The sequence below is a fragment of the Streptomyces sp. P9(2023) genome, assembly GCF_032436795.1.
Classification (GTDB): Bacteria; Actinomycetota; Actinomycetes; order Streptomycetales; family Streptomycetaceae; genus Streptomyces.
Genome location: NZ_JAUPWM010000046.1, coordinates 23,887 through 37,091 on the forward strand (window position 1 = coordinate 23,887; position 13,205 = coordinate 37,091).

12 protein-coding genes are annotated in these 13,205 nt (G+C 72.6%); 5 read left to right on the top strand and 7 right to left on the bottom strand.

Features of this window, described 5'->3' with window-relative positions; translation table 11 throughout:
• Positions 1-90: 90 nt before the first annotated feature.
• Positions 91-924: an N-acetylmuramoyl-L-alanine amidase gene (locus tag Q5762_RS33225; RefSeq protein WP_315896014.1), complete on the bottom strand. Its 834-nt coding sequence runs from the start codon at positions 922-924 to the stop codon at positions 91-93.
• Positions 925-1,221: 297 nt separating this feature from the next.
• Here Q5762_RS33225 and Q5762_RS33230 point away from each other — a divergent pair, with 297 nt between their 5' ends.
• Positions 1,222-2,787 carry a hypothetical protein gene (locus tag Q5762_RS33230; RefSeq protein WP_315896015.1) on the top strand — a complete coding sequence of 522 codons (1,566 nt, stop codon included), beginning with the start codon at positions 1,222-1,224 and terminating at the stop codon, positions 2,785-2,787.
• On the opposite strand, the gene Q5762_RS33235 is transcribed toward Q5762_RS33230, so the two are convergent.
• Positions 2,769-3,410: a class I SAM-dependent methyltransferase gene (locus Q5762_RS33235; RefSeq protein ID WP_315896016.1), complete on the bottom strand. Its 642-nt coding sequence runs from the start codon at positions 3,408-3,410 to the stop codon at positions 2,769-2,771. The genes Q5762_RS33230 and Q5762_RS33235 overlap by 19 nt on opposite strands.
• 117 nt (positions 3,411-3,527) lie before the next feature.
• Here Q5762_RS33235 and Q5762_RS33240 point away from each other — a divergent pair, with 117 nt between their 5' ends.
• The gene (locus tag Q5762_RS33240; RefSeq protein ID WP_315896017.1) at positions 3,528-4,511 is read left to right on the top strand and encodes an alpha/beta hydrolase; all 984 of its coding nucleotides are present in this window, start codon (positions 3,528-3,530) and stop codon (positions 4,509-4,511) included.
• Positions 4,512-4,554: 43 nt separating this feature from the next.
• On the opposite strand, the gene Q5762_RS33245 is transcribed toward Q5762_RS33240, so the two are convergent.
• Positions 4,555-4,698: a hypothetical protein gene (locus Q5762_RS33245; RefSeq protein WP_315896018.1), complete on the bottom strand. Its 144-nt coding sequence runs from the start codon at positions 4,696-4,698 to the stop codon at positions 4,555-4,557.
• A gap of 82 nt (positions 4,699-4,780) precedes the next feature.
• Here Q5762_RS33245 and Q5762_RS33250 point away from each other — a divergent pair, with 82 nt between their 5' ends.
• The 3 genes from Q5762_RS33250 to Q5762_RS33260 are packed head-to-tail and all read left to right on the top strand — an operon-like array spanning position 4,781 to position 9,648.
• Positions 4,781-6,958, top strand: coding sequence for an acyl-CoA dehydrogenase (locus Q5762_RS33250; RefSeq protein ID WP_315896019.1), 2,178 nt, complete (start codon positions 4,781-4,783; stop codon positions 6,956-6,958).
• Positions 6,959-6,971: 13 nt separating this feature from the next.
• A complete protein-coding gene (locus tag Q5762_RS33255; RefSeq protein WP_315896020.1) occupies positions 6,972-8,165 on the top strand; it encodes a lipid-transfer protein in 1,194 nt (397 codons plus the stop codon).
• Positions 8,166-8,214: 49 nt separating this feature from the next.
• Positions 8,215-9,648, top strand: coding sequence for an MFS transporter (locus Q5762_RS33260; protein ID WP_315896021.1), 1,434 nt, complete (start codon positions 8,215-8,217; stop codon positions 9,646-9,648).
• 67 nt (positions 9,649-9,715) lie between these two features.
• Here Q5762_RS33260 and Q5762_RS33265 read toward each other — a convergent pair whose 3' ends face one another.
• Genes Q5762_RS33265 through Q5762_RS33280 form a run of 4 tightly spaced genes read right to left on the bottom strand, consistent with a single transcriptional unit; the run spans position 9,716 to position 13,102 of the window.
• Entirely contained in the window at positions 9,716-10,321 is a 606-nt protein-coding gene (locus tag Q5762_RS33265) for a response regulator transcription factor (RefSeq protein ID WP_315896022.1), read from the bottom strand.
• A complete protein-coding gene (locus Q5762_RS33270; protein WP_315896023.1) occupies positions 10,318-11,472 on the bottom strand; it encodes a sensor histidine kinase in 1,155 nt (384 codons plus the stop codon). Before Q5762_RS33270 ends, Q5762_RS33265 begins: the two co-directional genes overlap by 4 nt.
• 11 nt (positions 11,473-11,483) lie before the next feature.
• Positions 11,484-12,200: an ABC transporter permease gene (locus Q5762_RS33275; RefSeq protein WP_315896040.1), complete on the bottom strand. Its 717-nt coding sequence runs from the start codon at positions 12,198-12,200 to the stop codon at positions 11,484-11,486.
• Positions 12,200-13,102, bottom strand: a complete 903-nt coding sequence (locus tag Q5762_RS33280; RefSeq protein ID WP_315896024.1) for an ABC transporter ATP-binding protein — start codon at positions 13,100-13,102, stop codon at positions 12,200-12,202. The genes Q5762_RS33275 and Q5762_RS33280 overlap by 1 nt, the downstream gene beginning before the upstream one ends.
• Positions 13,103-13,205: the final 103 nt, after the last annotated feature.

Sequence of the window (13,205 nt, forward strand, 5' to 3'; positions counted from 1 at the left end):
CGTCGGGTGGTCTCGTCGGGGTGGCGCGAAGCACGGGGGCGGGGCCTTGGCGGCCCCCATCGTACGGAGGGAATCTATCGCCCGCCGGTACTACCCCTTGAGGTAGGTCCCGATGCCGTCCGCGATTCCCCGCGCCGCTTTCTGGCGCCATGCCGCATTCGAGAGGAGTGCGGCGTCCTTCGGGTCTCGCATATTGCCGCATTCGACGAAGACCTTGGGGACGGTCGAGAGATTGAGGCCCCCGAGATCGTCGCGGACGTCCAACCCGGTGCCGGAGGCGAGGTAGTTGGCGGGCGCGGTGCCGGTCGCGCCGGCGAACTGCCGGACGATGGCCTCGCCGAGGCTACGGGAAGGGGCGACGATCTTCGCCGTGTCCGCGGCCCCGGAGTTGACCCGTGCGGGCGCGATCACGTGGAATCCCCGGTTGCCGGTGGCGGAACCGTCGGCGTGCACGGAGACGACGGCGTCGGCGCGGGCGGCGTTGCCGGTCCGGGCGCGCTCGTCGATACAGGGGCCGAAGGGGCGGTCGGCGTCATGGGTGAGGACGACCTTCGCGCCCTGGGCCGTGAGGAGATCGCGGAGGCGGTGTGAAACATCGAGGGTGAATGCGGCTTCGGTGTAGCCGGCGTCGGTGGAGGTGCCGGTTGTGTCGCATTCCTTGCGAGCTGTGCCGATATCAACCTTCTGGTTGATGTCCCGGGAGTGACGGAAGTTGCCGGGGTTGTGGCCGGGGTCGATGACGACGGTGCGGACGGCGAGCGGGAGGGCGGTCGACGTGTCCGGGTCACGGGTCGTCGCCTTGGCGTCGGGGGTCTTCGGGGCGGCGGCGTGCGAGCCGCCGCCGCAGCCGGCGAGCGCGGTGAGGGCGGCGCAGGCGGTGAGGGCTCCGGCGAGGGCTCGGGTCTTTCGGTGGTCGTACGGCACCTTGCGACTCTAGTGGGAGCTTCCGGCGCGTGTTCGGCCGACGCGGCGGGACTGTGAAGGGCGCGTGGGGGTATGCAGAGAAGACGCACGGACCACGCGCGGACCACGGGGGGAACTGTGGCGGAGGAAGAACCGAACGATGCACGTCAGGCGGGGGAGCCGGACCCGCGAGGGGTGTCGGAGACACCGTGGGCGTATGGGGCGCCTGGGACACCGGGGGCGCCTGGGATACCGGGGGCTCCTTATGGGCCGGGGCCGGGGCCGGGGATTCCGCCGCCGCCCGAGCAGCCGCCGGTCATGTCCACGCCCACGCCTGAGCCACCACCTTCGAACCCGGCGCAGGCCGTCCTCGCCGGGTTACTGAACCTGTCCTGTCTGGGCCTGGGCTACGTCCTGCTCAAGCAGTGGGTCCTGGCCGCCGTCTGCTGGCTCGCGACGGCCGTCCTGCTGCTCGTCGCGCTGCCCGCCGACGTGGACGGGGTGTCGAGCGGCGTTCTGGTCGGATACGGGGTGTTCCTGCTGGTCGCGGAGGTCGACGGCGCCCGGCGCGGTCTGCGCGCCCCGCTCGCGCTGGGTGGCGGGGGCGGCGCCTCGGCCGGGGCAGGCGCGCGGCGGCTCGCGCTGCCGCTGGTTCTCGGGCTCGTCCTGCTCGCGGTGCCGGTCGGCGGCTCGGTCGCCTACGGCGCGGCGCGGGACGAGGCGATGGAGCAGTCGCTGCTGGCGCGGCTCGCCGGGGCGGACGAGCAGGTGACGTCGGTGGAGGGGCAGAGCTTCGCCGGGGCCGAGGCCTCGTACCGTAAGGCGCTCGCCGTCTACCAGGAGCTCGGCACGAAGCACGCCGGCTCGCGCGCGGGACGCCTCGTCCCCGACCGGCTGACGGACTACTACGCGTCGGTGTCCGCGCCGTACGCAGGGAAGAAGTTCTGCGAGGCCGTGCCGGGGCTCCAGCATCTGCGTGCCCTGCCCGAGACGGTGGACCGCGCCCTCCTCGACGGGCTGACGGGGAAGGCGGACGAGCCGCTGGCCCACTCCTGGTACGAGTGCGGGGTCGGCGCGCTGGCCGGTGCGGGCACCGAGGCGGCGGCAGGTGACCACCTGAACGCGCTGCTGTCGACGTTCCCCGACTCCTCGTACGCGAAGAAGGTCGAGCCCACGGTCCGCGAGGGCCTGCGGTCCAGGTCCGCCGCGATAGCCGCCGGCAGCACCGACGCCTGCGCCGCCGCCCTCGAACTGGAGCGCTTCCGGACGACCGTCGACCTGCTGCCGAAGGCCACCTTCGCCGCCGTCTCGCGCGACGCCGACAAGGAGATACAGAAGGGCGACTTCGCCTGCGGGGTGGAGCAGTACCAGGACAAGGAGTACAGCAAGGCCGTCCAGACGATGACGGAGTACGCGAAGGAGCACCCGGACAGCCCGCAGGCCGGCCACGCCAGGTCCATCGCGATCGCCGCCGAGATAGCCGACGAGACGCCGGCCGCGGGCAAGCGGCTGCCGTCCGCGACCGCGCCCGGCGGCCCCCGGATGGTGATGGTCGTGTCGAACGACGGCCCCGGTGAGGTCGAGCTGCTCTACACCGGGCCGGTGACCGGCCGCGTCACGCTGAAGGCGTGCGGGAGCTGTACGGCGTACCAGCCCAGCCTCCGGCTTGGCGCGCCGAAGCTCAAGGTGTGCTCCGGGCCGTCGTCGAAGTACCCGAAGGCGACGCTGGAGCTGCCCGCCGGCGACTACCACTTCCTCCAGAAGCGGTCGGGGACGACGAGCTCGCTGTCGGCGGCGGACAAGTCGAGCACGGCGAAGATCGAGCCGGGCTACTCGTACACGAACTGTCTGTACGTGACGAGGGGTTACGGCTTCGGCCTCTGAGGGAGGCGGCGCAGGACGCGGAGGGAGTCCGTGACGGAGACCTCCTCGAAGTCGTCCGACTCCAGGGCCCGGAGGTAGATGCGGTACGGGGCCTGGCCGCCGTCCTCCGGGTTCGGGAAGACGTCGTGGATGACGAGCAGGCCGCCGGCGGCGACCTTGGGCGCCCAGCCCTCGTAGTCGTTGCCGGCGTGCTCGTCGGTGTGACCGCCGTCGATGAAGACGAGGCCGAGCTCGCCCGCCCAGACCTTGGCGACCTGCGGGGAGCGGCCGACGACGGCGATCACGTGCTCCTCCAGGCCCGCGGTGCGCAGCGTCCGGCGGAAGGTGGGCAGGGTGTCCATGAGGCCGACCTCGGGGTCCACGACGGTCGGGTCGTGGTACTCCCACCCCGGCTGTTGCTCCTCGCTGCCCCGGTGGTGGTCGACGGTCACCGCGACCGTCCCGGCCGCGCGGGCCGCGTCCGCGAGCAGGATGGTGGAGCGCCCGCAGTACGTGCCGACCTCCAGGAGCGGCAGCCCCAGCTTGCCGGCCTCCGTGGCGGCGGCGTGCAGCGCGAGCCCCTCGTCGAGCGGCATGAAGCCCTTGGCGGCCTCGAAGGCGGCGCGGATCTCGGGGGCGGGCATGGGTCCTCCTACTGGCGGGTACGGCAGGTGCGAGCGCCCATCGTGCCCTACGCGTCGCACTCGAACCACACCGTCTTGCCGCTGGGTGCCGGCCGGGGGTGTGATTGGCTACGGCGTATGGGTACTGAGGAGTCGCCGACGCCGCCCCCTTTCGATCCCGAACTGGCCGTCGTACTGGACACGTTGGGTGCGCTGACGTCCATCACCCCTGAGAACCTCGCGGCCCGGCGTGCGCGGGATGCTGCGTCCCGGCCCCGGCCGACGGTGGAGGAGCTGCGGGCGGACGGGCGGTTCGAGGTGACCGAGGTGCGGGTGCCGGGGCCGCCGGGTGGACCCGAGGTCGTCCTCGTGAGTGCGCGGCCGGCTGGAGTCGCCGGTCCGCTGCCGCTGCTCTACTACATGCACGGCGGAGCCATGATCATGGGCAACGCCTGGTCCGTACTGCCGCGCATCCTGCGTGAATGGGTCGAGCCGCTGGGGATGGCCGTCCTCTCGGTCGAGTACCGGCTCGCTCCGGAGACGCGGTATCCGGGGCCGCTGGAGGACTGTTACGCCGGGCTCGTCTGGGCGGTCGAGCATGCGGCGGAGCTGGATGTCGATCCGGGGCGGATCGTCATCGGCGGGAAGAGCGCGGGTGGAGGGCTCGCGGCGGCCCTCGCTCTGCTGGCCCGCGATCGGGGTGGGCCCTCGGCGCTGGGTCAACTCCTGCTGTGTCCGATGCTCGATGACCGGATGGAGACCCTGTCCAGTCACCAGATGTCGGGCGTCGGTCTCTGGGACCTCACCTCGCACACGACCGTCTGGCAGGCGCTGCTGGGTGATCTCTACGGTTCGAGTGAACTGCCGCCGTACGCGGCGCCCGCCCGCGCTACCGATCTGTCCGGACTTCCGCCGGCCTTCATCGAGGTCGGGTCGGCCGAGATGTTCCGGGACGAGGACGTCGCGTACGCCCAGGCGATCTGGCGGGCCGGCGGCCGGGCCGAACTCCATGTCTGGCCCGGCGCGTACCACGGCTTCGACGGCATCGCCCCGCACGCCGCCGTCAGCAAGGACGCCCGCGCCACCCGCACCCGCTGGCTCCGCCGCCTCCTCGCTCAGTAGCGGTGGTTCGGCCAGTACGGGTCCTCCCATCGGGCGGGACCCGTCAGGCCGATGAGCCGTATCCGGTGGAGCAGATCCTCGGGAACACCCAGGGCGCGAAGCCGCGCCGCTCGGCCGCCCTGTCGTCGAGCGCCTTCCAGGCCGCCAGCCACGGGGTGAGCGTGTCGGAGGCCTCGGTGCACAGCACCCTCGCTCTGGGTGCGCGTCCGGACGAACCCGCCGGGTTTCTGACCTTCCTTCGGAATGGAACGTGTTCTAGTCTGCGCGCCATGGGCATCGGAATCACGCAAGAGCAGCGGGAGTTGGCCCGGGCCGCGCGGGGGTGGTTCGCGCGGGTCGTGCCGGTCGAGGATGTGCGGAAGTTGCTCGACGCGCCTGCCGGGAGTGGGGTGGGGCGGCCCGCGTACTGGGACGGGCTTGCCGAGCAGGGGCTGCTCGGGGTGCATCTGGGGGAGGAGTACGGGGGCGGTGACCTCGTCGATCTGGCCGTCGTGCTCGAAGAGGCCGCGCGGGCGCTGTTGCCGGGGCCGTATCTGCCCTCCGTGCTCGCCGGGGAGGTGTTGCGTCGCGCCGGGGCCGAGTCGCTCGTCGCGGAGATCGCCGGCGGGGGCCGGATCGCGGCCGTTGCCCTCGGGCCTGGCAGCTTGACCGCCGAGCCTTCCCTCACCGTCGACGGCGTCGTGCTCGACGGCGCCCTCCCGCCCGTGCTCGGCGCCGCGCAGGCGGACCTGCTGATCCTTCCCGCCCGCGCCCTCCACAGGACCGTCTGGCTCGCCGTGGACGCCGACACCCTCGCCGTACGCCCGCACGAGAGCGCCGATCCGACCCGGCCCACCGCCGAGGTCACCGCCGACCGCGTCCATGTGCCCGGCGGGCGGATGCTGGACCTCGAACCCGGCCTCGTCACGGATCTCGCCGCCGTGCTGTACGCCGCCGACGCCTGCGGGACCGCCGCCCGGGCGCTGGAGACGGCCGCCGAGTACGCGAAGACGCGCGAGCAGTTCGGGCGGCCCATCGGGCGGTTCCAGGGGGTCAAGCACCTCTGCGCCGACATGCTCGTACGGGTCGAACAGGCCCGCGCCCTCACCTGGGACGCCGCCCGGTCCACCGAGGTACCCGCCCGACCTCTCACTGCCGCCCTCGCCGCCGCCACCGCCCTCGACGCCGCCTACGGCTGCGCCAAGGACTGCATCCAGATCCTCGGCGGCATCGGCTTCACCTGGGAGCACGACGCCCATCTCGCGCTGCGCCGCGCCCTCGTCGCCCGCCAGCTCCTCGGCGCCGGCGACACCCACCGGGACCGGGCCGTCCGGCTCGCCGCCGACGGTGTCCGGCGCGAGCTGCGGCTCGAACTGCCGCCGGAGGCCGACGCGTTCCGGGCCGAGGCGCGCGAGGCCATCGCGCCCGCCATCGGGCTCGACCCGGGCGCCGCCCGCCGCACCCTCGCCGCCACCGGCTACACCGCCCCGCACCTGCCCGCTCCGTACGGCCTCGGCGCCGGGCCGCTGCAGCAGCTGGCCGTACAGCGGGAGCTGGAAGCCGCGGACGTCACGCTCAGCGGGCTCGGGATCGCCACCTGGGTCGTTCCGTCCCTTCTCGCCTACGGGACGGCGGAGCAGCAGGAGCGGTATCTCGGTCCCACGCTGCGTGGCGATCTGTTGTGGTGTCAGCTCTTTTCCGAGCCCGGTGCCGGGTCCGACCTCGCCTCCCTGCGTACGAAGGCCGAACGGACGGAGGACGGCGGCTGGCGGATCACCGGGCAGAAGGTGTGGACGAGCGCCGCCCAGTGGGCCGACCACGGCATCCTGCTCGCCCGGACGGATCCGGATGCTCCGAAGCACAAGGGGCTCACGTACTTCCTCGTCGACATGAAGGCTGTCGACACTCACGGGGGCCCGGGGATCGACATCCGGCCGCTGAAGGAGATCACCGGCGAGTCGCTCTTCAACGAGGTGTTCTTCGACGGGGTGTTGCTGCCGGCCGACGCCGTCGTCGGCGAGGTGAACGGCGGCTGGCGGGTCGCCCGCAACACCCTCGGCAACGAACGCGTCCACATGGCCGACCAGGTCGCCTTCGACTCCGGGCTCGAAGCGCTGATCGAGCGGGCGGCCGGCGCCGACAGCTCCGTACGGGTACGGATCGGAGCCCTGGCCGCCGAGGCGCACGCGCTCGCCTGCATCGGGCTGCGGACCACGATGCTCCAGGTCTCCGGCCTGGAGCCGGGCGCCGGTGCCTCCGTACGCAAGCTCGTCCAGACCGTGCATCAGCAGAAACTCGCCGAGCTCACGCTCGAACTGCTCGGCCCCGAGGGCGCCGTGCGCGAAGGGGCCGGGGAGCGGGCGGTCCACGGGCTGCTGATGTCCCGCTGCCTCACCATCGCGGGCGGCACCACGCAGGTCCAGCTCAATGTCGTCGCCGAGCGCCTGCTCGGCCTGCCGAGAGACTGAGGGGGAAGCGGAGATGGGGAAGGCGTACATCGTCGGTGTCGGGATGACGAAGTTCGAGAAGCCCGAGACGCGCGACTGGCAGTACTGGGACATGGCGAAGGAAGCGGGGACGGCGGCGCTCGCCGACGCCGGGGTCTCGTACACGCAGGTGGAGCAGGTGCCCGTCGGCTACTGCTTCCAGGCCTCCACGGCCGGGCAGCGCGCCGCGTACGAACTCGGCCTGACCGGCGTGCCCGTCTACAACGTCAACAACAACTGCGCGACCGCGTCGACCGCGCTGATGATGGCCCGGCAGTTCGTGGAGGGTGGGATCAGCGACTGCGTGCTCGCCCTCGGGTTCGAGAAGATGGCGCGGGGGGCCCTGGGGGGTGGATCGGACGGCGGAGACTTCAAGACGTCTCCCGTCGCCCGGCACTACGGGATCATGGCCGCCGCGCACGGCTTCGAGATGTCGCCGCCTACCGCGCAGATTTTCGGCAACGCCGCCCGTGAGCACATGGAGCGGTACGGGACGACGGAGGTGCAGCTCGCCGCCGTCGGTGCCAAGAACCACCAGCACTCGGCGAACAACCCCAACGCCCAGTTCCAGGACGTGTACTCGGTCGACGAGATCCTCGCCGCCAAGACCATCCACCGGCCGCTGACCAAGCTCCAGTGCTCGCCCACCTCCGACGGGTCGGCGGCGGCGGTCGTGGTGTCGGAGCGGTTCGTGGTCGAGCACGGGCTGCACGACAAGGCCGTCGAGATCGCGGCGCAGGCGATGACCACGGACACCGAGGACTCCTTCGCCTCCGGGTCCTGCATCGACGCCGTCGGCCGGCCGATGTCCCGCGCGGCGGCCCGGCAGGTCTACGAGAGGTCCGGCCTCGGCATCGAGGACGTGGACGTGGTGGAACTGCACGACTGCTTCTCCATCAACGAGCTGCTGACCTACGAGGCCCTCGGCATGTGCGAGGACGGCGCCTCCGGGAAGCTCGTCGAGTCCGGCGCGACGACCTACGGCGGGCGATGGGTCGTGAACCCGTCCGGCGGGCTGATCTCGAAGGGGCATCCACTGGGCGCCACCGGTCTCGCCCAGGCCGCCGAACTGGTCTGGCAGCTACGGGGCGAGGCCGGGGCCCGCCAGGTCGCGGGGGCCCGCGTCGGCCTCGCGCACAACATCGGTCTCGGCGGGGCGGCGGTCGTGACGATGCTCCGGAGGTCGTAGGACTCATTGCCCATGTACGGGGCGCAGGGCGTCTGCGACCATCACACGCATGGTCCATACCGAGTCCGCCGCGTCTGCCGCCACCGAGTCCACCTCCATACGCTCCTCCCCGCGCACCTGGCTCATGGTGGTCGCCGCGTGCGCGGGGCAGTTCCTGGTGGTCCTCGACGTCTCGGTGGTGAACGTCGCCCTGCCGTCGATGCGGGCCGACCTGGGGCTCTCGGCGACCGGACTGCAGTGGGTCCTCAGTGCGTACTCCATCGCGTTCGCCGGGTTCATGCTGCTCGGCGGCAGGGCGGCCGACCTGTTCGGCCGGAAGCGGATGTTCCTGCTCGGGCTCGGGCTGTTCACCGCGGCCTCGGTGGCGGGCGGTCTCGCGCAGGAGGGCTGGCAGCTCGTCACCGCCCGCGCCGTGCAGGGCCTCGGTGCGGCGGTGCTCGCGCCCGCGACGCTCACCATCGTGACCGCCGCCGTCCCCGCCGGGCCCGCGCGGACCCGGGCCATCGGCACCTGGACGGCCGTCGGCGCCGCGGGCGGTGCGGCGGGCGGCTTCGTCGGCGGCGTGCTCGTGGACCTCCTCTCCTGGCGCTGGGTGCTCCTGATCAACGTCCCCGTCGGCGCCCTCGTCCTGGTCGGCGCCGCGCTCTGGCTGACCGAGAGCAGCACCCGCGGCGGCCGGCGCCTCGACCTGCCGGGCGCCGTCCTCGTCACCGGCGGCCTTGCCGCCGTCGCGTACGGCATCGTGCAGACGGAGGAGGTGGGCTGGGGCGCCCCGGCCACCCTGGCCCCGCTGCTCGGCGGCCTGGCCCTCCTCGCGGTCTTCGTGGTCGTCGAGGCCCGGACGGCGGCCCCGCTGATGCCGCTGAAGCTGTTCCGCTCGCGGGCCGTCTCCGCCGCCAACGTGTCGATCCTGGTCGCCGGCTCCACCTCCTTCGGCATGTGGTTCTTCATGACCGTGTACGCCCAGAACGTCCTCGGCTACACCCCGCTCCAGGCGGGCCTGGCCCTGGTCCCCAGCTCGGTCAGCGTCATCGTGGGCTCCAAGCTGGCTCCCCGTCTGATGCCGACGACCGGCGCCCGCAACCTCGCGGTCATCGGCGCCCTCGTCGCCGCGACCGGCTTCGGCTGGCAGTCGACGATGACCGCCGACGGCACCTTCCTCACCGTCATGCTGGGCCCCGGCATCCTGATGATGGGGGGCATCGGGCTTCTCACCACCCCGCTCGCCACCCTCGCCACGTCGAGCGCCGCACCCGCCGACGCCGGTCTCGTCTCCGGCCTCGTCAACACCTCCCGCACGATGGGCGGCGCGCTTGGTCTCGCCGTCCTCTCCACCGTGGCCGCCGCCCGCACGGCCGGCGGTACGAGCCCCGAGGCCCTGACGGAGGGCTACGCCTTGGCCTTCCGCACGGCGACGGGCGTCCTGCTCGCGGCGGCGCTCCTGATGCTCCTCTGGCTCCCGAGGCCGACCCGCGAAGCCTGAACGGCGAGGACTGAACGGCGAGGACTGAACGGCGAGGGCTGAACGGCGAGGACTGAACGGCCAGGGCTCAGAGCCAGCCCTGCTGCCGGGCCTCCCGGACCGCCTCCATCCGGTTGCGCGTACCCGTCTTGCCGATGGCGGACGAGAGGTAGTTGCGCACGGTCGACTCGGACAGATGGAGTCTCGACGCGATGTCGGCGATCGTCGCCCCGTCCACGGCCGCTCCCAGGGCGTCCCGTTCCCGCGCGGACAGCGGGTTCGGGCCCGCGCCGAGGGCCGCCGCCGCGAGGGCCGGGTCGATGACCGTCTCGCCCCGCAGGACCTGCCGGATCGCCGAGGCCAGCTCCTCCACCGGCCCGTCCTTCACCAGGAACCCGGCCGCCCCGGCCTCCATCGCCCGCCGGAGGTACCCGGGCCGGCCGAAGGTGGTCAGGATCAGCACCCGGCAGTCGGGCACCTCCTCCCGCAGATCGGCGGCGGCGTCGAGCCCCGAACGCCCCGGCAGCTCGATGTCCAGCAGCGCCACCTCGGGCCGACTGCCCAACGCCGCGTCCACGATCTCGTCCCCCCGCCCCACCTGGGCGACGACCTCGATGTCCGGCTCCATCCCCAGCAGCAGCGCCAGCGCGCCCCGCATCATGCCCTGGTCCTCGGCGAGGAGAACTCTGATCATCCTGTGGGCTCCCGACTCTGCGCTGCGTGGGCCTCCACGGGAAGTTCCGCGGTGACCCGGAACCCTCCGCGTGGGGCGGGTCCCGAGACGAGGGTGCCGCCTGCGGACGCCACGCGCTCGCGCAGGCCCTTCAGCCCGCTGCCCGGAGGGCCCTGCGCACTTCCCCGGCCGTTGTCGGTGACCGTCAGGCGGACCCGCTCCAGGGTGCCGCCGATCTCGATCTCGCAGCGCGTCGCGCCGCTGTGCCGTACAGCGTTCGTCGCCGACTCCCGTACGACCCAGCTCAGCAGCGCCTCCGTCGGGGGCTCCAGCGGTGGGCCCGACTGGCGGACCACCGGCTCGATCCCCGCCGACGACAGGGCGTCCCGGGCCCGGTCCAGCTCGGTGGCGAGACTGCCCTCGCGGTACCCCGTGACGGCCTCACGGATCTCGGCGAGCGCCTGGCGCCCGACGGACTCGATGTCGGCCACCTGGGCGAGCGCGGCATCGACGTCGCACGGAGCGAGCCGCCGCGCCGCCTCCGACTTCACGACGATCACGGACAGCGTGTGCCCGAGCAGATCGTGGAGGTCCCGGGAGAACCGCAGCCGCTCCTGCTCCACCGCCGCCCGCGCCAGCTCCTGCCGGGTCCGGCGCAGCTCCCGGACGGTCTCGGAGAGCGCGAAGATCGCCGCCGTCACCATCGCCGAGATGAACGTCCCGTACGCCACGTTGATCGCGCCCCAGCCGTCCCGTATCCCCGCGACCACGGCCGCGGTGACACAGAGCGGGAACACCACCCGGGGCAGCAGCCGGCCGCGGGTGATCGAACCGGCGGCCAGACCGAGCAGCGGGAAGTAGAGCAGGTACGGCCCGCCGTAGGCGATGCTCAGGCCGAGCGTGATGGCGGCCATCGCGGCCAGCAGCCACCAGGTGAGGGGCGCCTCCCGCGTGCGGCGGTGGAAGGCGCGGAAGACGACCGCCGTGTAGAGCGCGTTGAAGGCGAGCAGGCCCAGGCCCGTTATCCACGGGTTGGCCGTCTTGCCCTGGAGGAAGTGGGAGACCGCTCCCATGCCCATGAGCAGCCAGGGCAGCATCGAGAACCCGTTGGGCGGTGTCATCCCCTCCGGCGCCCACTCCCTGCCGCCCCGCCGCGCAGCCCTCCCGCGCATGGTGCCCCTCCTCACGCCGTCCTCCCCGAGCGACGGTACGAAGCCGTCGCGTACAGCCCGAACAGCAGGGCCCACAGGCCGATCACGGTGATCGCCGCGAGGCCCGGTGCGGTGCCCTCCGTCAGTGCCCGGCCGAGCTCCGCGATGCGGTTCGTCGGCGTGTACGAGGAGATCACACGCAGCCAGTCCGGGAAGAGCTCCACGGGAAACCAGAGGCCACCGACGACCGCGAGACCCAGATTGCAGGCCACGTTGACGACTCCGGTGGTCTGGGCGGTGAGGCCGTAGCCGTTCCCCAGGCCGAGCAGGGTGAACGGGAGCGAACCGAGCCAGAGGGCCAGAGCCACCGCGACCCACTGCCAGGCCGCCATCCGGACGCCGTTGACGAGAGCGCCGGCGAGGAGCACGGCGGCGATCGCGGGCAGGACGATCACCGACCCGGTGAGCGCGCGCCCGACGACCACCTGGCGCGGTGTCATCGGCGTGATCCGCAACTGCCGCAGCCAGCCGACGGATCTGTCCTCGGCGACCCCCGTCCCGACGGACAGCGCCGCGTTGACCGCTCCGTACGCCGCCATGCCGACCATCGACGTCGTCTTCCACCCGGCCTCGTCCGTGCCGAGGTTGGTGAACAGGAGGTACATCATCACCGGGACACCGATGCCGCCGATCGCGAATCCGATGTCGCGCAGGCTCCGGCGGACTTCCAGTCGTACGTACGCGGTGATCACGAGGCGGCCTCCGAGGTGTGCCGGGTCAGGGTCAGAAAGGCGTCGTTCATCGACACCGGGGCGACCTCCAGGCCGCGGATCGCGTCCAGGGCGGCCAGTGCCAGCACCGTCGCGTCGGAGTCGTCCGTGCGCAGCCGGGCGCGGTCTCCCCGTATCTCCACGGAGCTCACGCCCGGGAGGTGGGCGAGGCCCTCGCTCGGTCCGCCCGCGAGGTCGAAGGAGACGAGGCTGCCGCCGCCCGCGCGCCTGATCTCCTCCCCGGTGCCGTCCGCCAGGACGCGACCCCGGTCGAGGACGACGATCCGGTCCGCGTGGGCGTCGGCCTCCTCCAGATAGTGCGTGGAGAAGAGGACCGTGTTGCCCCGGCGGGCGTAATCGCGCATCGCGTCCCAGAACGCCTCGCGGGCCTCGACGTCGAGGGCGACCGTCGGCTCGTCGAGCACGATCAGCTCGGGGTTTCCCACCAGTGCGACGGCGAACCGCACGCGCTGCGCCTGGCCACCGGAGAGCCGGTCGACACGGCGGCCGGCCAGCTCCGTCAGCCCCGCGAGCGCGAGGGCCTCGGCGACAGGCAGCGGGGCCGGGTAGGTGCGCGCGACGAAGGAGACCAGCTCGCGGACGGTCACCCGGGGGACCGGGCGGCCCTCCTGGAGCATCGCGCCGACCCGGCCCGCCTCGACCGCACGGGCGGGGGCCGCGCCGAAGAGCGAGACCCGGCCGTCGCCGGGCTCGGCGAGGCCCAGTATCAGACCGATCGCCGTGGACTTTCCGGCGCCGTTCCTGCCGAGCAGGGCCACCGTCTCGCCACGGCCGACGGTCAGGTCGACGCCGTCCACGGCGCGGACGCTTCCGTATGTCTTCGTCGTGGCCTCGAAGACCACCGCGGGCTCTTTCCTCATGCCGTCGAAGTTACGGATCGGGCCCGGGGGCCCGGCAGGCGTGGATGTACGGAGCTGGCAGTGACAAATGTCCTGGCTCCGGCCCAGTCGCCCTCAACTGACG